The sequence below is a fragment of the Cedecea davisae genome, from assembly GCF_044095835.1.
Lineage (GTDB): Bacteria > Pseudomonadota > Gammaproteobacteria > Enterobacterales > Enterobacteriaceae > Cedecea > Cedecea davisae.
On record NZ_CP172054.1, the window covers coordinates 1,362,231 to 1,386,410 of the forward strand.

The window sequence follows — 24,180 nt, forward strand, 5'->3', positions numbered from 1 at the left end:
TCTCATGATTTATCCTGATGAACAAATGCTTTACGCCCCGATTGAATGGCAGGACTGCTCCGAAGGCTACACCGATATTCGCTACCATAAATCCGCCGACGGCATTGCCAAAATCACCATTAATCGCCCGGAAGTCCGCAATGCGTTTCGCCCGCTGACGGTTAAAGAGATGATTGATGCTCTGGCAGATGCCCGCTATGACGACAATATCGGCACCATCATCCTGACCGGCGAAGGGGAAAAAGCCTTCTGCGCGGGCGGCGACCAGAAAGTACGCGGCGACTACGGCGGCTATCAGGATGCAAGCGGCGTTCATCACCTCAACGTTCTGGACTTCCAGCGCCAGATCCGTACCTGCCCTAAACCTGTCGTGGCGATGGTTGCCGGGTTCTCCATCGGCGGCGGCCACGTTCTGCATATGATGTGTGACCTGACTATCGCCGCTGAGAACGCCGTGTTCGGGCAGACTGGCCCAAAAGTCGGCTCCTTTGACGGCGGCTGGGGCGCATCCTATATGGCGCGCATCGTAGGCCAGAAAAAGGCTCGTGAGATCTGGTTCCTGTGCCGCCAGTACGACGCGAAAGAAGCGCTGGATATGGGCCTGGTAAACACCGTGGTGCCGGTTGCCGAGCTGGAAAAAGAGACCGTGCGCTGGTGCCGCGAAATGCTGCAAAACAGCCCGATGGCGCTGCGCTGCCTGAAAGCGGCGCTCAACGCCGACTGCGACGGCCAGGCGGGGCTGCAGGAGCTGGCGGGCAACGCCACCATGCTGTTCTATATGACCGAGGAAGGGCAGGAAGGCCGCAACGCGTTTAACCAGAAGCGCCAGCCGGACTTCAGTAAATTCAAACGGAATCCGTAATGCGTAGCGCGGCGCTGTGGCGCTTTCAAATTCCGATGGAGGCTGGCGTAGTGCTGCGCGACCAGCGCCTGAAGCAGCGTGAGGGGCTGGTGGTGCGGCTGACGCAAGGCGATGCTATCGGCTGGGGAGAAATTTCTCCGCTGCCGGGCTTCAGTCGCGAAGCCCTGCCTGAAGCGCAGGAGCAGGCGCAGGGCTGGCTTGAGCACTGGCTTGCCGGGGGCGATGTTGCATTGCCTGGGCTGGCGTCCGTTGCGTTTGGCCTGAGCTGCGCCCTTGCGGAGCTGAAAGGCGAGCTGCCGCAGGCCGCCAATTATCGCGCGGCCCCGTTATGCACCGGCGATCCGGACGAACTGATTATCGCCCTGGCGGATATGCCCGGCGAAAAAGTAGCGAAGGTGAAGGTTGGGCTGTACGAAGCGGTACGAGACGGCATGGTGGTTAACCTGCTGCTGGAGGCCGTTCCTGACCTTCAGCTGCGCCTTGACGCCAACCGCAGCTGGACGCCGCTGAAAGCGCAGCAGTTTGCCAAATACGTTAACCCGGCTCATCGCTCGCGCATCGAATTTATCGAAGAGCCGTGCAAAACGCGCGATCAGTCACGGGAATTTAGCCGGGAAACGGGGATTGCTATCGCCTGGGACGAGAGCCTGCGCGAGGACGATTTTATTTTCGCCGCTGAACCTGGCGTGGTGGCCGTAGTCATCAAGCCGACGCTGACCGGCAGCCTGGAGAAGGTTCGCCGGCAGGTGGCCGCCGCGCATCGGCTTGGGCAGAAAGTGGTGATCAGTTCTTCCATTGAGTCGAGCCTGGGTCTGACCCAGCTTGCACGTATTGCCGCCTGGCTCACGCCGGACGCCATTCCGGGGCTTGATACGCTGTCGCTGATGCAGGCCCAGCTTGAGCGCCGCTGGCCGGGCAGCCCGCTTCCCTGCCTGAACGCAGAACATCTCGAGCGCATACGATGAAGTTTGGCATCTGGCCCTGGCAGCACTGGGCGCAGGAGAGGGGAGTGCAAATCGCTCTGCGCCTTGAAGACCAGGCGCTGAACTGGCAGGCGTTGTGCAGCCGCGTTGATGCCCTGGCCGGTGGATTCCATCAGCAGGGCTTAAAGGCCGGAGATGGCGTGGCGCTGAGGGCTAAAAATAGTTCGCAGGCGCTGCTAGCCTGGCTGGCTTTGCTGCAATGCGGAGCCAGAATTCTGCCGCTTAATCCCCAGCTTCCAGACGCTCTGCTCGGGCAATTACTGCCGAGTTTGACGCTGAGTTACGGCTTAGCTTTAAACAGTGGCCAGCCGCCGGTTCCGGGCCTGCCCGAGCTAAAGCTGGCCGAGTCCCAGCCATGGGGCGAAGAGTGGCAACCTTCCCGGCTTGCTTCGATGACGCTCACTTCAGGCTCGACCGGCTTACCCAAAGCGGCTGTTCATACTGCCTCTGCTCATCTTGCCAGCGCCGCAGGCGTGCTGGCGGTGATGGATTATCGCGCCGGGGACAGCTGGCTGCTTTCTCTTCCAATGTTTCACGTCTCCGGGCAGGGCATATTCTGGCGCTGGCTGTATGCCGGAGGAGAGCTGGTGGTGCGGCCTTCGCATCCTCTGGCGGAAGCCTTGCGAAGCTGTACCCATGCCTCACTGGTGCCGACCCAGCTATGGCGGCTACTGGAGCAGCCCGGCACGCTGGACTTGCGGGAGGTGTTGTTGGGCGGAGCCGCTATTCCTGTTGAGTTAACACAGCAGGCGGAGTCTCGCGGTATTCGCTGCTGGTGCGGCTACGGTTTAACCGAGCTGGCCTCCACGGTTTGCGCTAAACGTGCCGACGGCCAGCCGGATGTCGGCGAACCCTTGCCGGGGCGGGAAGTAAAGATTGTTGATGAGGAAGTGTGGCTGCGGGCAGAAAGTCTGGCGAGCGGCTATTGGCGCAGCGGCGAGCTTGTTCCGCTGGTCAACGATAAGGGCTGGTTCGCCACCCGCGATCGGGGCGTCTTGCTTGATGGGCGGCTCGCCATTGTGGGGCGTCTCGACAACCTGTTTTTCAGCGGCGGGGAAGGCATTCAGCCGGAAGAAGTTGAGCGAGTTATTGCCGGTCACGCAGCCGTTCAGCAGGTATTTGTGGTGCCGGTTGATGATGTCGAATTTGGCCAAAGGCCGGTAGCGGTGGTTGAGCTGGCCGGAGAAGGAACCTTCGATGATATTGCCGCATGGCTTGACGGTAAGCTGCCGCGTTTTCAACTGCCGGTGCGCTGGCTTGCGCTGCCGCTGGAGCTGAAACAGGGCGGGATAAAAATCTCCCGCCGCAAATTGACAGAATGGGTTGCAGGGGAGTAACCCCTGCGGCCGGTTATTTACTCGTTTTCAATGCCTTCAGCGCATTCGCTACGCCAGCGCCGTACTCAGGGTGAACCTGGTTGAACAGCGCAATCTGGCGTGTCTGAATACTCTCCGGCACGTCCTTCATCTCACCGGCAATACGCGCGAACATACGTTGATGCTCCTCCTCGCTCAGCAGGTTGTACAGCGCGCGCGGTTGGCTGAAGTAGTCGGTGTCTTCGCGATGATTCCAGTGGTCTGCCGCGCCTTCAAGGCTGAGCGGCGGCTCGCTGAAATCCGGTTGTTCCTGGAAAACGTTGAAGCTGTTTGGCTCGTAGGTCGCGCCGTTGCCACTGTTGCCGTCCACCCGCATCGCGCCGTCGCGATGATAGTTATGGAACGGGCATTTCGGCGCGTTAACCGGGATCTGGTGATGGTTAACGCCCAGGCGGTAGCGGTGAGCATCGCCGTAGGAGAACAGGCGGCCCTGCAACATGCGGTCAGGAGAGAAACCAATGCCCGGTACGATGTTGGCCGGCGACATGGCTGCCTGCTCGACGTCGGAGAAATAGTTTTCCGGATTGCGGTTAAGTTCCAGCACGCCAACCTCGATTAAAGGGTAATCGCCGTGCGGCCAAACTTTGGTCAGGTCAAACGGGTTGTAAGGCGTTTTTGACGCTTCGGCTTCCGGCATAATCTGAATGAATAGAGTCCAGCGTGGGAAGTCACCGGCCTCAATGGATTCATAGAGATCGCGCTGCGAGCTTTCCCTGTCTTCCGCGATGATTTTTCCCGCTTCATCGTCCATCAGGTTTTCAATACCCTGCTGGGATTTTAGATGGAATTTCACCCAGAAGCGCTGGTTGTCTTTGTTGATAAAGCTGAAGGTATGGCTGCCAAAGCCGTGGATATGGCGGTAGGAGCGCGGCAGGCCGCGGTCGCTGAAGTCGATGGTCAACTGATGCAGCGCTTCCGGCAGATGCGAGAAGAAGTCCCATTTATAAGTCGGGTTACGCAGGTTAGTGCGCGGGTCGCGCTTCACAATATGGTTCAGGTCAGGGAATTTCAGAGGATCGCGCAGGTAGAACACCGGCGTATTGTTGCCGACCAGATCCCAGTTGCCTTCTTCGGTATAAAACTTCATGGAAAAACCACGAATATCACGCTCGGCGTCTGCCGCACCGCGCTCACCGGCCACGGTCGAGAAACGCAGGAACAGCTCGGTCTTTTTACCAATTTCCGAGAACAGCTTTGCCCGGGTGTAGCGGGTGATGTCGTGGGTCACGGTGAAATGGCCGAAGGCGCCGGATCCTTTGGCGTGCATGCGGCGCTCTGGGATCACTTCGCGGTCAAAGTGGGCCAGTTTTTCAAGGAACCAAACATCCTGAAGCAGCATCGGGCCACGCGGGCCTGCGGTAGCAACGTTGTTGTTATCAGCAACGGGTGCGCCAGCGGCGGTAGTTAATCCTTTCTTGCTCATCAATGCCTCCTTGGGACCGGATACGGTCGTTACAAAAAGCTTTAAATATAGACCACTTTTAAAATGCGTCTTTTAAAATTGCTAAAACACTTTGTCACTACCGGGGCCAGGTGTTCATTGATCTTGTAACGGGATAGCCGTTCTTTTCATTTTCTTACAATCAAGGAATTATTGGCATTTTCCGGCGTGTTGAATAGATAATGCGTCGCGCTACAATTTGGCGTTTTTCAGGGGCTACCCTTTCTCTATTTTCAGGAACCAAGGAATGAACAAATTACTTTTAGCCGGCGGCGCGGGTCTGTTGCTGGTCTCTGCTGGTGCAAGCGCGATTGGCGTCAGCGCCGAAGTCGGCAAGGAATACACTAATATTGGCGTGGGTTTCGGCACCGAAAGCAGCGGCATTGCGGTAACCGGCAACTATGCGCACAACGACGATAACGGCGACGCCGTCGGGCTTGGCCTTGGTTTCAACATCCCGCTGGGGCCGATGATGGCGACCGTGGGCGGCAGAGGCGTTTACCTGAACCCGAAAAAACGTGAAGAAGGCTATGCCCTTGCGGCCGGCGGCGGCCTGAGATGGCCAATCACTCCCGATATCGCGGTATTTGGCGATTACTACTACTCCCCGGACTCGCTCTCCAGCGGCGTGAAGGATTATAAAGAAGCCAGCGCGGGCGCAAGCTGGAACTTTATGCGTCCGTTCTCGGTGCAGGCGGGTTACCGCTACATCAGCCTTGGCGGCAAAGACGGCGATCGCACCGATACGGTTGCCGACGGCCCGTATGTCGGCGTGAGCGCCAGCTTCTAATTCCCCCAACGCGGCTTTTAGCCGCGTTTTTTGTGCCTGTCGGCCCCCGCAGTCTGCGCTATAGTGGGGCGTTTCCCTGCCGCGGAGTAGAAGATGTTAAAAGTAGAAATGCTGTCAACCGGCGACGAAGTGCTGTACGGGCAAATTATTGACACCAACGCAGCCTGGCTTGCCGATTATTTCTTTAATCAGGGCTTACCGATGTCGCGCCGCAACACGGTGGGCGACAGTCTTGCTGACCTGGTTTCGGTGCTGAAAGAGCGCAGTTTTGAAGCCGATATTCTGATTGTTAACGGCGGCCTCGGGCCCACCAGCGATGATTTAAGCGCGCTGGCGGCGGCAACTGCCGCGGGCGTGGCGCTGGTTGAACATGAGGAATGGCTGGCCCATATGGAACAATTCTTCGCCGAGCGCGGGCGGGTGATGGCCCCCAGCAACCGCAAACAGGCGCAGATCCCGGCCGGAAGCGAGATGATCGATAATCCTGTCGGCACCGCCTGCGGTTTTGCCCTGAAACTGAACCGCTGCGTGATGTATTTCACCCCCGGCGTGCCGTCCGAATTTAAAGCTATGGTAGACCAGCAGATAATGCCGAGCCTGCGTGAGCGCTTTACGCTGCCGGAGCCGCCGGTTTGCCTGCGTCTGACTACTTTCGGGCGTTCTGAAAGCGAACTGGCGCAGAGCCTTGATCCGCTGGTTCTGCCCGAAGGCGTGGTGATGGGCTACCGCTCGTCAATGCCTATTATTGAACTCAAGCTCACCGGCCCCGCCGGCCAGCGTGCGGCAATGGAAGCGGTGTGGCCGGAGGTGAGGCGCGTTGCCGGTGAAAGCCTGATTTTTGAAGGCACTGAAGGGCTGGCGGCGCAAATTTCCCGTCGGCTTGCTGAAAAAAATCTGACGATTACCCTGAGCGAGCAGTTTACCGGCGGCTTACTGGCGCTGCAGCTTTCCCGCGAGCAGGCCGCTTTGCAGGCCAGCGAAGTTCTGCCCGCTCAGGCAGATACGCTAAATGCGGCGCTGGAGTACAGCATTGCGCAACGCCTGCATAAACAGGCTGATATCGCTCTGGTCGTCGCCGGAGCCGAGGCACAGCAGATTAATTTTGCCCTCGCAACGCCGCACGGCGCATACGGGCTTGGGGTGAAGTTTGGCGTCAGCCGCCATGCTTTATCCACCCGGCAGGAAGTTTGCGCCATGATGGCCCTCAACATACTGCGCCGCTGGCTTAACGGCCAGCCGCTTGAGAGCGATCATGGCTGGATTAACGTAGTGGAGTCCGTTAGCCGCTAAGCGTCAGGCGAGCGCCCGGGCCAGCAGGGTTATCGGGTGCTCGCAGCGTTTACTGGTGGACATCTCTATTTGCCATTTACAGGTTTCACAGTCGGTTACCACCAGGTCCACGCCGCTCTCTTCTATTTGCTGAAACAGCGGCGCGCCGATGAGCTGGGAGGCCGGGTAGTTCTCTTTTTTAAAACCATAAGTCCCGGCAATACCGCAGCATTGCGAGTCAAGAATCACCAGCTCCACGCCGGGAATACGGCGCAGCAGCTCCAGTGAATAAAGGGGCCAGCCCATTTTTTCCATATGGCAGGGCGTGTGATAAGCGATACGCAGCGGCGTGCTTTTTAGCATTAGCCTGCTGCTATTCTCCTCCAGTAATTTCCAGATATAACGCGTTGCCAGTTCGATTTGATTGCGGATTGGGCCGGTATCCACGCCCAGTAAGTGCGGATACTCATCGCGCAGCGTGAAAGTACAGGTTGATGACGTGGCAACGACCGGTAAACCACGCTGTTCCACCGCCTCGCGTAGCGAAGCCGCATTTACCGTCGCCTGTTTCTTCGCTTTATCAATAAAACCGTTGGCAATAAGCGGTACGCCGCAGCATTTTTCCTTTTTCAATAACTGTACGCCGATGCCCATCGCGTTGAAGACGCTTACCAAATCTTTACCAAGCTGCGGGTGGTTGTAGTTAACAAAGCAGCCGTGGAAGAAGGCAACCTGCTGCCCGAAGCTGGCCTGGTGGGCCGCCTGGCCGCGATACCACTGGCGGAAAGTGCCGAAAGAGTATTTAGGCAGCTCCCGATGCGAATCAATTTTTAGCGCCTTATCCAGCAGCTTGCGCACCGGCTTCAGGCCGGTTGTGGCGTTAACCAGCGGGGCGAAAGGCGTGGAGAGCGTGCCCATTAAATCGGTATGGCTGAGAATGGCGTCACGCAGGGAAGGTTTGTGTTCGCCATATTTGGCGCGCGCGCGCTGAATAATATCGCCGATTTTAACTTCAGAAGGGCAGGCGACTTCGCAGCGTTTGCAGTTGGTGCAGTATTTCAGCGCGTCGTCGTACAGAGAAGGATCTTTGAGACGCAACCGCTCGCCATCCGGCCCGGCCTGTTTTGGCCCCGGATATTCCGGGCGAACCCGGCTAACCGGGCAGGCGGTAGTGCAGACCGTACACTTAATACAGCTTTCAAAGCTGGTTTCATCAAGCAGATTCATGGCTTTCCTCCGCGGTAGCGAGAATTTGCCGGGCGGCACTCAGGGCGGTTAGCAGCGAAACGCCTGCGCCACATCCCTGTGCGATGGGGTCAAAGCCGCCGAGTACGGCACCAATTGCGTACAAATTTTCCATCCGTGTGGCCTGGTGGAAGGGGTGAAAGTGTTCATCGACTTTTAGCCCAAATTGCAGCCAGGGCTGCGGCGAAAAGAAGTCTTCGTTGCTCCATTCGGCTCGAGCCATCGGGGAGTCGATATCCAGGCCGAAAATTGACTCAAAGATACGCTCTCTGTCCGCCTGTAGCCCGCCGCTAAAGAAGCTGCCGCTGGCGAGAATAACGTTGTCGGTACGCAGCGGCACTTCGCTATGGTTTTTGGTGAACAGGGCACGAATATAGCCCTGCTCGAGCCGTGCGCCGGTGACGGCATCGCCCGGCATCAGCAGCCCGCCAAGCGACTGAAAGCGGCGGCGCAGGGCCTCATGAAGACGCATGCCGAGAACCGAAGGCGGCAGCGTTGGCAGCAGTTTAATCGGGATGCCGAGGGCTTTTTGCAGGGAAGAGACGGTATCGCCTTCCAGACCGATGCAGGCGGGCAGGATCATCGCTTCCCCGCTGCCCAGCAGCATTTTAAGCTCTTCCGTCAGCGCCTGGCGGTTCTGAGGCTGGTCGAGCAGGCGAGCGATGTTGACCGCCCGGAACTCGCTGGGGTTATTACGCAGGACGTCCAGCGCGGGCAGGGTGAGTTCGGCAACGTGCGCCGCGCAGCCCGAGTCCGACAGCGAACCGGCAATCAGCTCGGCCTGAAAATCCAGAAAGCCCGCGATATTAATTACCGTCACTTTTTGCCACGGCAGCGGAGCCTGCGGAACTTCAGGAGGGCTTAACCAGCTGGCTCTCTGCTTGCCGAGCGGCGTTATTCGCCGGTGGTTTTGCAGGTAGCTACCTTCAAGTTCGACCCCGGCTCTGGCCAGCAGCCGCTCGCTTTCTGCGGCAAGTTCCAGCACGGTTTTTTTGCCCATCAGGCTATAAGGATGATGCGGAGCCTGCTGCGCAAGGCTATCTAATGCCGTCTCCAGGCCAGCAACCTGGCCGCCGTCAGGCAGAGTGGAGAGCAGGTCCAGCGAGCCGGAGGAGAAATGCAGGGCGCTTTGCCCGCGGCTGATCATGGCGCAGCGCTGGCCGCTCTCTGCCAGCCGTATTCCGGCGGTCAGCCCCGCCAGCCCGCTGCCGATAATAATGGTGTCGAATTTCATCCTTGTTCTCCGTTATCCAGGCCGCAAAGCCCCTGGTAAACCCAGGCGGTAAATTCGCTTTCTCGCAGGGCGTTGCCCCAGGCTATGGGGCGCACGCCTTTCCAGCGCTCGTTAAGAAAATGGGAAAGCTGTTCCAGCGACTGGGCTGGCGTGGTCTGCTGAAAGCGCTGCAAAAGCCCGGCCGCACGGCAGGCGCACAGCTCACCTTGACAGGTGCCCATGCCCACGCGGGTTCTGCGCCGCAGGTCGCCCAGGCTTTTTACCCCCAGAGCGTCGATTGCGTAGCGCACCTCGCCAGTGGTGACGGCCTCGCATTCGCACACCAGGCTGTTGCTCAACCGGCTGTTATTCAGCATGCGGGTTGCGCGGTCGCCGTGGCGCCAGACCGCCGAGCCGCGAATGGTTGGGGGAAGAGAAATGACTTTGCCCAGCGTTTGCTCCGTGGTCTGCTCGGAGCCGGGAAGTGGAGTCGTGGCGGTAGTGCAGGGTGCGGTATTGCCGAGACGACGGCAAACCAGGTCGGTAGCCCACTCTGCCATCAGGCGATAGGTCATCAGTTTGCCGCCGGTAATGGTTATAAACCCGTCCATGCCGTCGCGTGCGGCATGGTCGAGCAGCACTATTCCGCGGCTGACGCTGCGCCCCGTTGGGTCGTCATCGCTGGCAACGAGAGGACGCACGCCGGCATAGGCGCGTAAAATGCGGGTTTGCCCAAGGATCGGCGCCAGTTTTTCTCCTTCGCGCAGCAGAATATCCACTTCGTCGGCGGTCACGCGCATATTGTCGATTTGGTCGTAATCAATATGGGTGGAGGTGGTGCCGATAAGCGAGATGGTGTCGCCCGGCACCAGAATGTCGGCATCCGCAGGCTTGCGGCAGCGGTTGATGACCATATTGTTAATGCGATGCCCGAGGATCAGCAGCGCACCCCTGGCCGGGAACATTTTCACCTTCAGATCGGCATACTCGGCGATATGCTGCCCCCAAATCCCGGCGGCGTTGACCACCATGGCGGCGCGCAATTCATCGGGCTGGCGGGTCAAATGGTTGAAGACTTTGACGCCGCAAACTCTGGCCCCTTCGCGAATCAGGCCGGTAACTTCGCAGCCGGTGAGCACTTCTGCGCCATGCTCTCTGGCATCCAGCATGTTGGCAGCGGTGAGCCTGAAGGGATCGACCGTTCCGTCCGGGACGCGTACCGCGCCGATAAGCGCTGGATTAGCCGACGGCTCGAGGCGCAGAGCCTCTTTTACCTCCAGCGCTTCGGCATTGATTCCCGCCCGGCGGCAGGCGGCGATAAACCCGCCCTGAAAAGCTAAATCATCTTCCGGAAGGGTGATAAACAGGCCGTCGGTGGGCTCAATGCAGTGGCGGGCGATACGGCGCAGGATGCGGTTTTCCTCAATGCACTCTTTAGCGGACTCGCCGTCGGTCACCGCATAGCGCGCGCCGCTGTGCAGCAGGCCGTGGTTGCGCCCGGTAGCGCCGGTGGCAATGTCGTGGCGTTCCAGCAGCAGCACGCTAAGCCCGCGGCGGGCGCAGTCGCGCGCTATTCCGGCTCCGGTAGCCCCTCCGCCAATGATAATTACGTCCGTTTCTCTGCTCACCTGGCGCTCCCTTTATCCCTGCTTTATTTACAGGTATTCAGCCATAAATAAAGAACGAAATGTTTGATTGCGAGCAAATTCGAGCAAAAAACGAAAATAAAGCGTCGTTCAATGCACGCTTTCGCCTCTTTGTAATAAAAATGTAACATTGTGTGCGATGTTTCACAGTAAATACGCGCATTGATAACTAAGATGCGCTCGCAAAAGAACATTTGGCAGGAGCCGTTTGCTCCCGCTGCAAATCCAGGCCACGGAGGCACGTATGTTAAGTATCTTCAAACCCGCAGCGCATAAAGCGCGTATGCCAGAGGAGCAGATAGACCCGCACTATCGCCGCCTGCGCTGGCAGATCTTCATGGGCATCTTTTTCGGTTACGCCGCTTACTATCTGGTAAGAAAAAACTTCACGCTGGCGATGCCTTATTTAATTGATCAGGGCTTCTCGCGCGGCGACCTCGGTTTTGCTCTATCCGGGATTTCCATCGCCTACGGGTTTTCGAAATTCATCATGGGGTCGGTCTCTGACCGCTCGAATCCGCGCGTTTTCCTGCCTGCCGGTTTAATACTCGCTGCGGCGGTGATGCTGTTTATGGGCTTTGTGCCGTGGGCAACGTCAAGCATCGCGGGCATGTTCGTGCTGCTGTTCCTGTGCGGATGGTTCCAGGGGATGGGTTGGCCGCCGTGCGGGCGTACCATGGTTCACTGGTGGTCGCAGAAGGAGCGCGGCGGGATTGTTTCGGTCTGGAACTGCGCCCATAACGTCGGCGGCGGTATTCCTCCGCTGTTGTTTATGCTGGGCATGGCGTGGTTTAACGACTGGCATGCGGCGCTTTATATGCCTGCTTTTGCCGCCATTTTTGTGGCCATTGTTGCGTTTGGCTTGATGCGTGATACTCCGCAATCCTGCGGCCTGCCGCCGATTGAAGAGTACAAAAACGACTACCCAACGGATTACAACGATAAAGCGGAAGAAGAGTTAACCGCGAAGCAGATCTTCATGCAGTACGTGTTCCCGAACCGCCTGCTGTGGTACATCGCCATTGCTAACGTGTTTGTCTATCTGCTGCGTTACGGCATTCTGGACTGGTCACCGACCTACCTGAAAGAAGTGAAGCATTTTGCGCTGGATAAATCCTCCTGGGCCTATTTCCTGTACGAATATGCGGGCATTCCGGGCACGCTGCTGTGCGGCTGGATGTCGGACAAAGTCTTTAAGGGCAACCGCGGCGCAACCGGCGTTTTCTTCATGATTCTGGTGACCATCGCCACCGTGGTTTACTGGCTTAATCCTGCGGGTAATCCGGGCGTGGATATGGCCTGTATGATAATCATCGGCTTCCTGATTTATGGCCCGGTGATGCTTATCGGCCTGCATGCGCTTGAGCTGGCACCTAAAAAGGCTGCCGGTACGGCGGCGGGCTTTACCGGCCTGTTCGGCTATCTTGGCGGGTCGGTAGCGGCCAGCGCCATTGTGGGTTATACCGTTGACTTCTTCGGCTGGGACGGCGGGTTCATCGTCATGATTGGCGGTAGCGTGCTGGCGGTGCTGTTGCTGATTGTGGTGATGATTGGCGAACGTAAACAGCATGATGAAAAACTGCTGAAGAACGGCTAAGGAGAGCGAAATGAAACTGATTGCAAAATCCCTGCTGGCGGGCGTAGTGCTGGTGGCAACCAGCGCCGCATTTGCCCAGACGGCGGACAAAATCGTTATTGCCCACCGGGGAGCCAGCGGCTACCTGCCGGAGCATACCTTACCGGCAAAAGCCATGGCCTACGCTCAGGGGGCGGACTACCTTGAGCAAGACCTGGTGATGACCAAAGACGACCGGCTGGTGGTGCTGCATGACCACTATCTGGACAGGGTCACCGACGTGGCCCGGCGCTTCCCCGACAGGGCGCGTAAAGACGGGCGTTACTACGCCATCGACTTTACGCTTGCCGAAATCAAGTCGCTGAAGTTTACCGAAGGCTTCGATATCGTTAACGGCAAGCAGGTGCAGACTTACCCTGGCCGCTTCCCGATGGGCAAGTCCGACTTCCGCGTGCATACCTTTGAGGAAGAGATTGAGTTTATCCAGGGGCTGAACCACTCCACCGGGCACAATATCGGGATTTACCCTGAAATTAAGGCCCCGTGGTTCCATCATCAGGAAGGCAAGGACATCGCGGCTAAAACGCTGGAGGTGCTCAAGCAGTACGGCTACACCGGCAAGCAGGACAAGGTTTACCTGCAATGCTTTGACGCCGCCGAGCTGAAGCGCATTAAGAACCAGCTTGAGCCGAAGATGGGCATGGACCTGAAGCTGGTACAGCTGATTGCCTATACCGACTGGAATGAAACCCAGGAGAAGCAGGCGGACGGGAAGTGGGCCAACTACAGCTATGACTGGATGTTCAAGCCGGGCGCCATGAAGCAGATTGCGCAGTATGCCGACGGTATCGGCCCCGACTATCACATGCTGGTGGAAAAGGACTCGAAGAAAGGCCACGTCAGGCTGACCGATATGGTTACCGAGGCGCACGCCAGCAAGCTGACGGTACATCCTTATACGGTAAGGGCGGACGCGCTGCCGGATTACGTGAGCGACGTAAATCAGCTGTATGACGTGCTTTATAACAAAGCGGGCGTGGACGGGTTATTTACCGACTTCCCCGACAAGGGCGTGCAGTTCCTTAAAAAACAGCAGTAGTAAATAAAAAGGCCGCTTAGCGGCCTTTTTCACATCTTCACATCTCGAGTTCGATATCTCCCCGCGCTTTGCAGCAGCAGGGGAGGATCTCGCCGGGCTGAATAAAGGCCAGCGGCTCGGTCAGCCATTGCACTTCACCTGCCAGCAGCTTAGTCCGGCATGAGCCGCAATAACCTTCCCGGCACTGATACTCAACGCAGACTTTGTGTGACTCCAGCGCGGCCAGTAGCGAAGGGTGTTCCTCTTCGCTAATGAGATGTGCGCCGGTAATGCTTAGCGTAATACGGCCCATAACTTACAGCTGGAAGTCGCTCAGATCGTCGGTATTGACCTCGGAATCTATCTGACCAACCAGATAGGAACTGACCTCAACTTCCTGCGGTGCAACCTGCACGTTGTCGGAAACCAGCCAGGCGTTGATCCAGGGAATTGGGTTTGAGCGGGTCTGGAACGGTAAATCAAGGCCAACGGCCTGCATGCGGATGTTGGTGATGTACTCAACATACTGGCAGAGAATGTCTTTGTTCAGGCCGATCATCGAGCCGTCGCGGAACAGGTAGTCCGCCCACTCTTTTTCCTGCTGGGCGGCCAGCACGAACAGGTCATAACACTGCTGGCGGCATTCTATGGCGATCTCGGCCATTTCCGGGTCGTCTTCGCCGCTGCGCATCAGGTTCAGCATGTGCTGAGTGCCGGTCAGGTGCAGGGCTTCGTCGCGGGCGATAAGCTTGATGATTTTGGCATTGCCTTCCATCAGCTCGCGCTCTGCAAAAGCGAAGGAGCAGGCAAAGCTGACATAGAAGCGAATGGCTTCCAGGGCGTTAACGCTCATCAGGCAGATATAGAGCTGTTTTTTCAGGGCGCGCAGGTTAACGGTGACGGTTTTACCGTTCACGGTATGGGTGCCTTCGCCCAGCAGATGCCAGTAGCTGGTCATCTCGATCAGATCGTCATAGTAGCCGGAGATATCTTTGGCACGCTTGAGGATCTCCTGATTGGTGACGATATCGTCAAACACAATCGCCGGATCGTTAACGATGTTACGGATGATGTGGGTGTAAGAGCGGGAGTGAATGGTCTCGCTAAACGCCCAGGTTTCCACCCAGGTTTCCAGTTCAGGAATAGAGATCAGCGGCAGCAGCGCCACGTTCGGGCTGCGGCCCTGGATGGAGTCCAGCAGCGTCTGATACTTCAGGTTGCTGATAAAGATGTGCTTCTCGTGCTCCGGCAGCGCCTGGAAGTCGATGCGGTCGCGGGAGACGTCGACTTCTTCCGGGCGCCAGAAGAAGGAGAGCTGCTTCTCAATCAGTTTTTCAAAGATGTCATATTTTTGCTGATCGTAGCGCGCGACGTTAACCGACTGGCCAAAGAACATCGGTTCGGCGAGCTGATCGTTTTTTGTCTGTGAAAAAGTGGTATAGGCCATGAGGTCAAATCCTATGATGCGTCGAAAAAATCCCCTCTTGCGAGGGGATTAAGCGTTAGATTTTGCAAGCGCCGCTTTCGCAGCCATCGTCCTGGATAGAAGGTGCCAGGTCATCCTGGGTATCTTCGGCCCCGTCGCGCGTGTTTTGATAGTAAAGGGTCTTCACGCCAAATTTATAGGCGGTGAGCAAGTCCTTCAGCAGCTGCTGCATCGGTACTTTACCAGACGGGAAGCGCGTCGGGTCATAGTTGGTGTTGGCGGAGATCGACTGGTCGATAAACTTCTGCATCAGGCCAACCAGCTGGAGGTAACCGTCGTTATTCGGCATTTCCCACAGCAGCTCGTAGTTATCTTTCAGACGCTCGTAATCAGGCACCACCTGGCGCAGGATACCGTCTTTCGAGGCTTTAATGCTGATATGGCCGCGCGGTGGCTCGATGCCGTTGGTGGCGTTAGAGATCTGCGAAGAGGTCTCAGACGGCATCAGGGCGGAGAGCGTGGAGTTACGCAGGCCGTGAGTTTTGATGGACTCACGCAGCGCTTCCCAGTCCAGGTGCAGCGGCTCGTTGCTGATCGCATCCAAATCTTTCTTGTAGGTGTCGATCGGCAGGATGCCTTTGGCGTAGGTGGTTTCGTTGAACCACGGGCAGGCACCTTGCTCTTTTGCCAGCTCGTTAGAGGCTTTCAGCAGATAATACTGAATGGCTTCGAAGGTCTTGTGCGTCAGGTTATTGGCGCTGCCGTCGGAATAACGTACGCCATGTTTTGCCAGGTAATAGGCGAAGTTGATCACGCCAATACCCAGCGTACGGCGGCCCATTGCGCCGCGTTTAGCCGCCAGAATTGGGTAATCCTGGTAGTCGAGCAGGGCGTCCAGAGCGCGAACTGCCAGCACGGCCATCTCTTCCAGATCGTCCAGGCTGTTGATAACGCCCAGGTTGAATGCGGAGAGGGTGCAGAGCGCAATTTCGCCGTTTTCGTCGTTCACATCGTCCAGCGGCTTGGTTGGCAGGGCGATTTCCAGGCACAGGTTGGACTGGCGAACCGGAGCAATTGCCGGGTCGAACGGGCTGTGGGTGTTACAGTGGTCAACGTTCTGGATGTAGATACGGCCGGTAGAGGCGCGTTCCTGCATCATCAGGGAGAACAGCTCGACCGCCTTCACGCGCTGTTTGCGGATGCTGTCGTCTTTCTCATATTTAGTGTACAGGCTCTCGAACTTCTCCTGGTCGGCGAAGAACGCGTCGTACAGCCCCGGGACGTCGGACGGGCTGAACAGAGTGATGTCCTCGCCCTTAAGCAGGCGGGTGTACATCAGTTTGTTAATCTGCACGCCATAGTCCATATGACGCACGCGGTTGCCTTCAACGCCGCGGTTGTTTTTCAGTACCAGCAGGCTTTCGACTTCCAGGTGCCACATTGGGTAGAACAGAGTCGCAGCCCCGCCGCGCACGCCGCCCTGAGAGCAGGACTTAACCGCGGTCTGGAAGTGCTTGTAGAACGGGATACAGCCGGTGTGGAACGCTTCACCGCCGCGGATAGGGCTACCCAGAGCACGGATGCGGCCGGCGTTAATACCGATGCCTGCACGCTGGGAAACGTATTTCACAATAGCGCTGGACGTCGCGTTAATGGAGTCCAGGCTGTCGCCGCACTCGATCAGTACGCAGGAGCTGAACTGGCGAGTCGGGGTGCGCACGCCGGACATGATCGGCGTAGGCAGGGAAATTTTGAAAGTGGAAACCGCGTCATAGAAACGCTTGACGTAGCTGAGGCGGGTTTCACGCGGGTAGCCGGAGAACAGGCAGGCGGCTACCAGGATGTAAAGGAACTGCGCGCTCTCGTAGATTTCGCCGGAGACGCGGTTCTGCACCAGATATTTGCCTTCCAGCTGCTTAACGGCCGCGTAGGAGAAGTTCATGTCACGCCAGTGATCGATGAAATCGTCCATCTGCTTGAACTCTTCTTCCGTGTAGTCTTCCAGCAGATGTTGATCGTATTTGCCCAGCTCAACCATTTTAACCACCTGATCGTAAAGCTTCGGCGGCTCGAACTGGCCGTAGGCTTTTTTACGCAGGTGGAAAATCGCCAGACGTGCGGCGAGGTACTGATAGTCCGGCGCGTCGCGGGAAATCAGGTCGGCAGCGGCCTTAATAATGGTTTCATGAATGTCAGAGGTTTTGATGCCGTCATAAAACTGGATGTGGGAACGCAGCTCTACCTGAGAAACGGAAACGTTGTTCAGCCCCTCAGCGGCCCAGTCGAGCACTCGATGGATTTTGTCCAGATTGATGCGCTCTTTGCTGCCATCGCGCTTGGTAACCAGCAGACTCTGATTCATGTGAGTTTTACCTGTCCGTGAGATGAGTTTTCCCCTGATTTATGCACACCCGTCAGCCTGTGACTAACTCTGTGGATAAATACTACATATAGGGGGTGGGTGACAAAATGGTCACTAGATGGTGAGTATTCTAGTAAGGAATCCGTTCAGTACAAGTATTGATTTCGGCAATAAAATGATGTTCAGCGGGGGGCTTTTTTCCTAAGTCCACGTCACGTAAGGCCTGAGGGAATTGTCAATGGGATGCAAAAAAAATGAAAATTTTGATCGGGTGCTGATTTCTTAAACTCTATCGATAATTGCGCAACCGGTCGCGCGCAATTATCGATAATCAATGCTTATACGATATGCCGATTTATGCTTCAGTATGCAGCATATAATTAACATCTACCCCTGGACCCAGCTTGAATTTGTTGGTCAGCGGATTGAAATGTAGCCCGGTAATATGGCGCTCGCGCAGCGGAGTCTGATCGACCCAGCCTAATAGCTCGGCCGGTTTGATGAACTTCTTCACGTCGTGGGTGCCTTTTGGCACCATGCGCATCACGTATTCCGCCCCGACAACCGCCATCAGCCAGGCTTTGCCGTTGCGGTTAATGGTTGAGAAGAAGACGTGGCCGCCGGGCTTTACCAGGCGAGCGCAGGCGCGAACCACCGACTGCGGGTCTGGCACATGTTCCAGCATTTCCATACAGGTCACGACGTCGTACTTTCCCGCGTGTTTGTCCGCATGCTGCTCAACCGTCTCCTGGACATAATCGACTTTGATTCCGCTTTCCAGCGCATGAAGGCGAGCGACCTGAAGCGGTTCAAAGCCCATATCCAGGCCCGTAACATTGGCCCCTTCGCGCGCCATGCTTTCTGCCAGAATACCGCCGCCGCAGCCGACATCCAGCACGGTTTTGCCGAACAGACCGCCGGAGCGCTGATTGATATAGCCCAAACGCAGCGGGTTGATGCGATGCAGCGGCTTAAATTCGCCTTCAAGATCCCACCAGCGCGAAGCAACGGCTTCAAATTTGGCGATTTCATCGTGGTCGACGTTCTGCATAACCGGTTGGTTTTCAGCATTCATTACAGCGGTGACTCCTTGCAGATGTTGAGGCGGGCAGTATATCAGGCTGGCGGTGCGAATAAAGCGTCGACAAATGCGTTCCGGTTTCCCCACAGAGTGCCGCATGTGTTATAATTTGCGACCTTTGAATCCGGGAAAACACTAGAGGGATAGCGGTTACATGAGCGACCTTGCCAGAGAAATTACGCCGGTCAACATTGAGGAAGAGCTGAAGAGCTCCTATCTGGATTATGCGATGTCGGTTATTGTCGGCCGCGCACTGCCAGATGTCCGAGATGGACTTAAGCCGGTACACCGTCGCGTACTTTACGCGATGAACGTATTGGGCAATGACTGGAACAAAGCATATAAAAAATCCGCCCGTGTTGTTGGTGACGTAATCGGTAAATATCACCCTCATGGTGACACCGCGGTTTATGACACCATCGTCCGTATGGCACAGCCATTTTCCCTGCGTTACATGCTGGTTGACGGCCAGGGCAACTTCGGTTCGGTAGACGGCGACTCCGCCGCAGCGATGCGTTATACGGAAATCCGTATGTCGAAAATCGCCCACGAACTGATGGCCGACCTGGAAAAAGATACGGTTGATTTCGTCGATAACTACGACGGCACCGAAAAAATTCCAGACGTTATGCCGACCAAAATTCCTAACCTGCTGGTAAACGGTTCATCCGGTATCGCAGTTGGGATGGCGACCAACATTCCGCCGCACAACATTACCGAAGTCATCAACGGCTGCCTCGCTTATATCGAAGACGAGAACATCAGCGTTGAAGGGCTGATGGAACACATCCCTGGGCCAGACTTCCCGACCGCCGCCATCATTAACGGCCGCCGTGGGATTGAAGAAGCCTACCGCACCGGCCGTGGCAAAATTTATATTCGCGCCCGCGCGGAAGTCGAAGCCGACGCCAAAACCGGCCGCGAAACCATCATCGTTCACGAAATTCCGTACCAGGTTAACAAAGCACGCCTGATCGAGAAAATCGCCGAGCTGGTGAAAGACAAACGCGTTGAAGGCATCAGCGCGCTGCGCGACGAGTCTGATAAAGACGGTATGCGCATCGTCATTGAGATTAAACGCGACGCCGTTGGCGAAGTGGTGCTCAATAACCTTTATTCGCAGACTCAGCTGCAGGTTTCCTTCGGTATCAACATGGTGGCACTGCACCATGGCCAGCCGAAGATAATGAACCTGAAAGATATTCTTTCTGCCTTCGTGCGTCACCGCCGCGAAGTGGTGACCCGTCGTACCATTTTCGAGCTGCGTAAAGCCCGCGATCGCGCCCACATCCTCGAAGGTCTGGCTATCGCGTTGGCGAACATCGACCCGATCATCGAGCTGATTCGCAACTCGCCAAACGCCGCAGAGGCGAAAGCTGGCCTGATTGCTCGTTCGTGGGATCTGGGTAACGTTGCCGCGATGCTGGAACGCGCCGGTGACGACGCTGCACGCCCTGAGTGGCTGGAGCCTGAATTTGGCATCCGCGACGGCAAATACTTCCTCACCGAGCAGCAGGCTCAGGCGATTCTGGATCTGCGTTTGCAGAAACTGACCGGCCTTGAGCACGAAAAACTGCTCGATGAGTATAAAGAGCTGCTGGAGCAAATTGCCGAGCTGCTGCATATTCTTGGCAGCGCCGAGCGCCTGATGGAAGTGATTCGCGAAGAGCTGGAAGCGATGCGCGATCAGTTCGGCGATAATCGTCGCACCGAAATCACCGCCAACACCGCCGATATTAACATTGAAGATCTGATCAACCAGGAAGACGTGGTGGTCACCCTGTCTCACCAGGGCTATGTGAAGTATCAGCCGCTGACCGACTATGAAGCTCAGCGCCGCGGGGGCAAAGGTAAGTCCGCCGCCCGTATTAAAGAAGAAGACTTTATCGACCGCCTGCTGGTGGCCAACACCCACGACACCATTCTGCTGTTCTCCAGCCGTGGTCGTCTGTACTGGATGAAGGTCTATCAGCTGCCGGAAGCGAGCCGTGGCGCGCGTGGCCGTCCAATCGTCAACCTGCTGCCGCTGGAAGCGAATGAACGTATTACGGCTATTCTGCCGGTGCGCGAGTACGCCGAAGGGGTTAACGTCTTTATGGCTACCGCAAGCGGCACCGTGAAGAAAACCGCGCTGACCGATTTCAGCCGTCCGCGTTCTGCCGGTATCATCGCCGTTAACCTTAACGATGGCGATGAACTGATTGGCGTTGACCTGACCAACGGTAGCGACGAAGCCATGCTGTTCTCAGCCGCAGGTAAAGTGGTGCGCTTCAAAGAAGATGCCGTTCGTACCATGGGCCGAACCGCAACAGGCGTTCGCGGCATCAAGCTGGCGGGCGAAGACAAAGTTGTTTCCCTGATTATTCCACGCGGCGAAGGGTCAATCCTGACCGTCACGCAGAATGGTTACGGTAAGCGTACCGCGGCTGCGGAATACCCAACCAAGTCTCGCGCAACTCAGGGCGTTATCTCCATTAAGGTCACCGAGCGTAACGGCAGCGTTGTCGGCGCGGTGCAGGTGGAAGATACCGACCAGATTATGATGATTACCGATGCCGGTACGCTGGTGCGTACTCGCGTTTCGGAAGTCAGCGTAGTTGGGCGTAACACCCAGGGCGTTATCCTCATCCGTACTGCGGAAGATGAGAACGTGGTCGGCCTGCAGCGCGTGGCCGAGCCGGTGGACGACGAAGAGCTGGACAGCATCGACGGTAGCGTAGCTGAAGGTGACGATGAAATCGCCCCGGAAGCGGAAGCCGATGATGATGTAGCGGACGACGCGGAAGAATAATCCGAAATTGTCTGTCAATAAAGGGTCGCTTCGGCGGCCCTTTTTGTTTGCCGTTGCGGGACAAAGGTTTTGCGGCTACCTTAAGCGCATCTCAATTTATTCGCTCTCGCACCGCCCAGGCCAAATTTGAAATATCTCGTCTCTTTTCGCAGCACCCTTAAAATCTCGCGCTACCTTTTCAGGGCGCTGGCGCTTTTGCTCTGGCTGCTGATTGCGCTGTTTTCCGTGTTTTACATCGTCAACGCGCTGCACGATAAAGAGTCGGAAATTCGTCAGGAATTTAATATCAGCTTTGACCAGGCCCAGCGCTATATTCAGCGCACCTCGGATGTGGTGAAAGAGCTGAAGTATATTGCTGAAAACCGTCTCACCGCCCCGAATGGCGTACTGCCGCCGCTAGAGCAAAGCGAAACGAAGCCGGATGCGCCAACGTTTATGCCGCTGTTTCCTGACTCGGACTGCTCGGCGGTCAGCGCGACATGGCGTAGCTCGCTGCAATCCCTGTCCTGGTTCCTGCGCTACTGGCGCGACAACTTCTCCGCCGCTTATGACCTGAACCGCGTATTTCTGATCGGGGGTGACAATCTTTGCATGGCTGATTTTGGCCTGCGCGATATGCCGCTGGAGCGCGAGAACGCGCTGAAAACGCTGCATGAGCGCATTATGAAGTACCGCACCGCACCGCAGGATGAGCGCGCCAACAGCATCTACTGGATTGGCCAGGGGCCGCGCCCCGGAATTGGCTATTTCTATACCCTGACGCCGGTTTACCTGGGCACGCGTCTTCAGGCGCTGCTGGGTATTGAGCAGACGGTGCGCATCGAGAACTTTATTACTCCCGGAACGCTGCCTATCGGCGTGACTATTCTTGATGAAAACGGCCATCCGCTGATTTCTCTGACCGGACCGGAATCTCGCGTGGAACCGGAAAATCGCTGGATCCAGGATCGTTCATGGTTTGGCTACACCTCAGGCTTTAAAGCGCTGGTATTGAAGAAGAACCTGCCGCCTTCATCCCTGAGCGTTATCTATTCGGTGCCGGTTGACCTGGTGCTGGAACGTATCCGTATGCTTATTCTGAATGCGCTGCTGCTTAACGTACTGGTCGGCATTGTGCTGTTCACCCTGGCGAGGATGTACGAGCGACGGATATTTATTCCCGCCGAGAGCGACGCACAGCGGCTGGAAGAGCACGAGCAGTTTAACCGCAAAATTGTTGCCTCCGCGCCGGTGGGCATTTGTATCCTGCGCACCCAGGACGGCACCAATATTCTGAGTAACGAGCTGGCGCATAATTACCTCAATATGCTCACCCACGAAGACAGGCAGCGGCTAACGCAAATTATCTGCGGGCAGCAGGTGAACTTCGTGGACGTGCTGACCAGCAACCATACCAATCTGCAAATTAGCTTTGTTCACTCCCGCTACCGCAATGAAAACGTGGCTATCTGCGTGCTGGTGGACGTAAGCGCGCGCGTGAAGATGGAAGAGTCGTTGCAGGAGATGGCGCAGGCTTCCGAGCAGGCGAGCCAGTCGAAATCGATGTTCCTTGCCACCGTCAGCCACGAGTTACGTACGCCGCTGTACGGCATCATCGGCAACCTTGATTTGCTGCAAACCAAAGAGCTACCGAAGGGCGTGGACAGGCTGGTCACGGCGATGAACAATTCATCGAGCCTGCTGCTGAAAATTATCAGCGATATTCTCGACTTCTCTAAAATTGAGTCCGAGCAGCTGAAAATCGAGCCGCGCGAGTTTTCACCGCGCGAGGTGATGAGCCATATCACCGCTAACTATTTACCGCTGGTGGTGCGTAAACAGCTCGGACTTTACTGCTTTATCGACTCAGATGTACCGCTGACATTGCAGGGCGACCCGATGCGCCTTCAGCAGGTTATTTCCAACCTGCTGAGCAACGCGATTAAGTTCACCGACATCGGCTGCATTATTCTGCACGTCTCGGTAAACGGCGACTATCTGAGCTTCCGCGTGCGTGATACCGGCGTCGGTATTCCGACCAAAGAGGTGACCCGGCTGTTCGATCCCTTCTTCCAGGTGGGAACCGGCGTGCAGCGTAACTTCCAGGGCACCGGGCTGGGTCTGGCGATTTGCGAAAAGCTTATCAGCATGATGGACGGCGATATTTCGGTGGATACCGAATCGGGCATGGGCAGCCAGTTTACGGTGCGTATACCGCTTTATCAGGCGCAGTTTGCGCCGAAAAATAATGTTGAAGGGCTGGCGGGCAAGCGCTGCTGGCTGGCGGTACGCAACGATTATCTGAATAGCTATCTTGAAGCGCTGTTGACCAGCAATGGTCTCATGGCCCAGCGTTGGGCGGGTGAGACGCCGGGCAGCGACGATATCCTGATAACCGATGATACCCTTGATGCGCCGTGGGCCGGGCGGGCGGCGATTGTTTTCTGCCGTCGTCACATTGGTATTCCCGCCGAGTTTGAGCCGGGTCGCTGGGTGCATAGCGTTGCCGCTCCGCACGAGCTGCTGCCGCTGTTAGGCCGGATTTACAGTATTGATGTTGAGGTGCCGGGCAGTTCGCCGGCGCTCGCGGCGGTAAATGAAAGCGACGAGCAAAACGACGACATGATGATTCTGGTCGTGGACGATCACCCGATCAACCGCCGTCTGCTGGCAGATCAGTTGGGTTCTCTGGGGTATCAGTGTAAAACGGCGAACGACGGCGTTGATGCGCTAAATGTCCTGAGCAAAAATCATATCGATATCGTACTTAGCGACGTCAACATGCCGAACATGGACGGCTACCGTTTGACCCAGCGTATACGCCAACTGGGGCTGACGCTGCCGGTGATTGGCGTCACGGCAAACGCCCTGGCGGAGGAGAAGCAGCGCTGCCTCGAGTCGGGCATGGACAGCTGCCTGTCGAAGCCGGTTACGCTGGATGTGATTAAACAAACGCTGGCGGTTTATGCCGCGCGGGTCCGCAGCTCGCGGGATGCGTGAAGTTTTCCTAAGTGATAAAAAAAGCCCCCGTGATTAAACGGGGGCTTTTTCTTTCCGGGCCG

Annotated in this window: 17 protein-coding genes; 9 read left to right on the plus strand and 8 right to left on the minus strand. The window is 56.7% G+C overall.

Features of this window, described 5'->3' with window-relative positions; all coding sequences use genetic code 11:
- Positions 1-4 precede the first annotated feature (4 nt).
- From menB to menE, 3 genes are read left to right on the plus strand one after another with little or no spacing between them, the layout of a single operon-like run.
- Positions 5-862, plus strand: a complete 858-nt coding sequence (gene menB / locus ACG1VR_RS06960) for a 1,4-dihydroxy-2-naphthoyl-CoA synthase (protein WP_016537419.1) — start codon at positions 5-7, stop codon at positions 860-862.
- Positions 862-1,827 carry an o-succinylbenzoate synthase gene (gene menC / locus ACG1VR_RS06965; protein WP_395490539.1) on the plus strand — a complete coding sequence of 322 codons (966 nt, stop codon included), beginning with the start codon at positions 862-864 and terminating at the stop codon, positions 1,825-1,827. Before menB ends, menC begins: the two co-directional genes overlap by 1 nt.
- Entirely contained in the window at positions 1,824-3,182 is a 1,359-nt protein-coding gene (menE, locus tag ACG1VR_RS06970; protein WP_395490540.1) for an o-succinylbenzoate--CoA ligase, read from the plus strand. The genes menC and menE overlap by 4 nt, the downstream gene beginning before the upstream one ends.
- Before the next feature lie 13 nt (positions 3,183-3,195).
- Here the strand turns inward: menE and katA are convergent, their stop codons facing one another.
- On the minus strand, positions 3,196-4,644 hold the full coding sequence (gene katA / locus ACG1VR_RS06975) for a catalase KatA (RefSeq protein WP_395490541.1): 1,449 nt from the start codon (positions 4,642-4,644) through the stop codon (positions 3,196-3,198).
- 265 nt (positions 4,645-4,909) lie between these two features.
- Here katA and ACG1VR_RS06980 point away from each other — a divergent pair, with 265 nt between their 5' ends.
- Both ACG1VR_RS06980 and ACG1VR_RS06985 read left to right on the plus strand, forming a co-directional pair.
- Positions 4,910-5,452 (plus strand): YfaZ family outer membrane protein, encoded by a 543-nt coding sequence (locus tag ACG1VR_RS06980; RefSeq protein ID WP_016537415.1) that lies wholly within the window; start codon positions 4,910-4,912, stop codon positions 5,450-5,452.
- Positions 5,453-5,545: 93 nt separating this feature from the next.
- Positions 5,546-6,742 carry a nicotinamide mononucleotide deamidase-related protein YfaY gene (locus ACG1VR_RS06985; protein WP_016537414.1) on the plus strand — a complete coding sequence of 399 codons (1,197 nt, stop codon included), beginning with the start codon at positions 5,546-5,548 and terminating at the stop codon, positions 6,740-6,742.
- A gap of 3 nt (positions 6,743-6,745) precedes the next feature.
- Here ACG1VR_RS06985 and glpC read toward each other — a convergent pair whose 3' ends face one another.
- From glpC to glpA, 3 genes are read right to left on the minus strand one after another with little or no spacing between them, the layout of a single operon-like run.
- On the minus strand, positions 6,746-7,948 hold the full coding sequence (gene glpC, locus ACG1VR_RS06990) for an anaerobic glycerol-3-phosphate dehydrogenase subunit GlpC (RefSeq protein WP_395490542.1): 1,203 nt from the start codon (positions 7,946-7,948) through the stop codon (positions 6,746-6,748).
- Positions 7,935-9,200: a glycerol-3-phosphate dehydrogenase subunit GlpB gene (gene glpB / locus ACG1VR_RS06995; protein ID WP_395490543.1), complete on the minus strand. Its 1,266-nt coding sequence runs from the start codon at positions 9,198-9,200 to the stop codon at positions 7,935-7,937. The genes glpC and glpB overlap by 14 nt, the downstream gene beginning before the upstream one ends.
- The gene (glpA, locus tag ACG1VR_RS07000; protein ID WP_395490544.1) at positions 9,197-10,807 is read right to left on the minus strand and encodes an anaerobic glycerol-3-phosphate dehydrogenase subunit A; all 1,611 of its coding nucleotides are present in this window, start codon (positions 10,805-10,807) and stop codon (positions 9,197-9,199) included. Before glpA ends, glpB begins: the two co-directional genes overlap by 4 nt.
- Positions 10,808-11,069: 262 nt before the next feature.
- Here glpA and glpT point away from each other — a divergent pair, with 262 nt between their 5' ends.
- Positions 11,070-12,422 carry a glycerol-3-phosphate transporter gene (glpT, locus tag ACG1VR_RS07005; protein ID WP_039899370.1) on the plus strand — a complete coding sequence of 451 codons (1,353 nt, stop codon included), beginning with the start codon at positions 11,070-11,072 and terminating at the stop codon, positions 12,420-12,422.
- Between the two features lie 10 nt (positions 12,423-12,432).
- The gene (glpQ, locus tag ACG1VR_RS07010; protein ID WP_395490545.1) at positions 12,433-13,500 is read left to right on the plus strand and encodes a glycerophosphodiester phosphodiesterase; all 1,068 of its coding nucleotides are present in this window, start codon (positions 12,433-12,435) and stop codon (positions 13,498-13,500) included.
- 37 nt (positions 13,501-13,537) lie between these two features.
- On the opposite strand, the gene yfaE is transcribed toward glpQ, so the two are convergent.
- From yfaE to ubiG, 4 genes are all read right to left on the minus strand, one after another.
- A complete protein-coding gene (gene yfaE / locus ACG1VR_RS07015; RefSeq protein ID WP_016537406.1) occupies positions 13,538-13,792 on the minus strand; it encodes a class I ribonucleotide reductase maintenance protein YfaE in 255 nt (84 codons plus the stop codon).
- Between the two features lie 3 nt (positions 13,793-13,795).
- Positions 13,796-14,926 carry a class Ia ribonucleoside-diphosphate reductase subunit beta gene (nrdB, locus tag ACG1VR_RS07020; protein WP_172569404.1) on the minus strand — a complete coding sequence of 377 codons (1,131 nt, stop codon included), beginning with the start codon at positions 14,924-14,926 and terminating at the stop codon, positions 13,796-13,798.
- A gap of 55 nt (positions 14,927-14,981) precedes the next feature.
- Positions 14,982-17,267, minus strand: coding sequence for a class 1a ribonucleoside-diphosphate reductase subunit alpha (gene nrdA / locus ACG1VR_RS07025; protein ID WP_016537404.1), 2,286 nt, complete (start codon positions 17,265-17,267; stop codon positions 14,982-14,984).
- A gap of 355 nt (positions 17,268-17,622) precedes the next feature.
- Complete coding sequence (gene ubiG / locus ACG1VR_RS07030) at positions 17,623-18,342, minus strand: bifunctional 2-polyprenyl-6-hydroxyphenol methylase/3-demethylubiquinol 3-O-methyltransferase UbiG (RefSeq protein ID WP_016537403.1); 720 nt, start codon at positions 18,340-18,342, stop codon at positions 17,623-17,625.
- Positions 18,343-18,502: 160 nt separating this feature from the next.
- Between ubiG and gyrA the strand changes: the two genes are divergently transcribed.
- Positions 18,503-21,139, plus strand: coding sequence for a DNA topoisomerase (ATP-hydrolyzing) subunit A (gene gyrA, locus ACG1VR_RS07035; protein WP_395490546.1), 2,637 nt, complete (start codon positions 18,503-18,505; stop codon positions 21,137-21,139).
- 126 nt (positions 21,140-21,265) lie between these two features.
- Complete coding sequence (gene rcsC, locus ACG1VR_RS07040) at positions 21,266-24,118, plus strand: two-component system sensor histidine kinase RcsC (protein ID WP_395490547.1); 2,853 nt, start codon at positions 21,266-21,268, stop codon at positions 24,116-24,118.
- Positions 24,119-24,180 lie beyond the last annotated feature (62 nt).

What these genes read in the sequence shown, in the direction of transcription:
- menB (WP_016537419.1), top strand. Translation starts at nt 5, where the DNA reads ATGATTTATCCTGATGAACAAATGCTTTACGCCCCGATTGAATGGCAG.
- menC (WP_395490539.1), top strand. Translation starts at nt 862, where the DNA reads ATGCGTAGCGCGGCGCTGTGGCGCTTTCAAATTCCGATGGAGGCTGGC.
- menE (WP_395490540.1), top strand. Translation starts at nt 1,824, where the DNA reads ATGAAGTTTGGCATCTGGCCCTGGCAGCACTGGGCGCAGGAGAGGGGA.
- katA (WP_395490541.1), bottom strand. Translation starts at nt 4,644, where the DNA reads ATGAGCAAGAAAGGATTAACTACCGCCGCTGGCGCACCCGTTGCTGAT.
- ACG1VR_RS06980 (WP_016537415.1), top strand. Translation starts at nt 4,910, where the DNA reads ATGAACAAATTACTTTTAGCCGGCGGCGCGGGTCTGTTGCTGGTCTCT.
- ACG1VR_RS06985 (WP_016537414.1), top strand. Translation starts at nt 5,546, where the DNA reads ATGTTAAAAGTAGAAATGCTGTCAACCGGCGACGAAGTGCTGTACGGG.
- glpC (WP_395490542.1), bottom strand. Translation starts at nt 7,948, where the DNA reads ATGAATCTGCTTGATGAAACCAGCTTTGAAAGCTGTATTAAGTGTACG.
- glpB (WP_395490543.1), bottom strand. Translation starts at nt 9,200, where the DNA reads ATGAAATTCGACACCATTATTATCGGCAGCGGGCTGGCGGGGCTGACC.
- glpT (WP_039899370.1), top strand. Translation starts at nt 11,070, where the DNA reads ATGTTAAGTATCTTCAAACCCGCAGCGCATAAAGCGCGTATGCCAGAG.
- glpQ (WP_395490545.1), top strand. Translation starts at nt 12,433, where the DNA reads ATGAAACTGATTGCAAAATCCCTGCTGGCGGGCGTAGTGCTGGTGGCA.
- yfaE (WP_016537406.1), bottom strand. Translation starts at nt 13,792, where the DNA reads ATGGGCCGTATTACGCTAAGCATTACCGGCGCACATCTCATTAGCGAA.
- nrdB (WP_172569404.1), bottom strand. Translation starts at nt 14,926, where the DNA reads ATGGCCTATACCACTTTTTCACAGACAAAAAACGATCAGCTCGCCGAA.
- nrdA (WP_016537404.1), bottom strand. Translation starts at nt 17,267, where the DNA reads ATGAATCAGAGTCTGCTGGTTACCAAGCGCGATGGCAGCAAAGAGCGC.
- ubiG (WP_016537403.1), bottom strand. Translation starts at nt 18,342, where the DNA reads ATGAATGCTGAAAACCAACCGGTTATGCAGAACGTCGACCACGATGAA.
- gyrA (WP_395490546.1), top strand. Translation starts at nt 18,503, where the DNA reads ATGAGCGACCTTGCCAGAGAAATTACGCCGGTCAACATTGAGGAAGAG.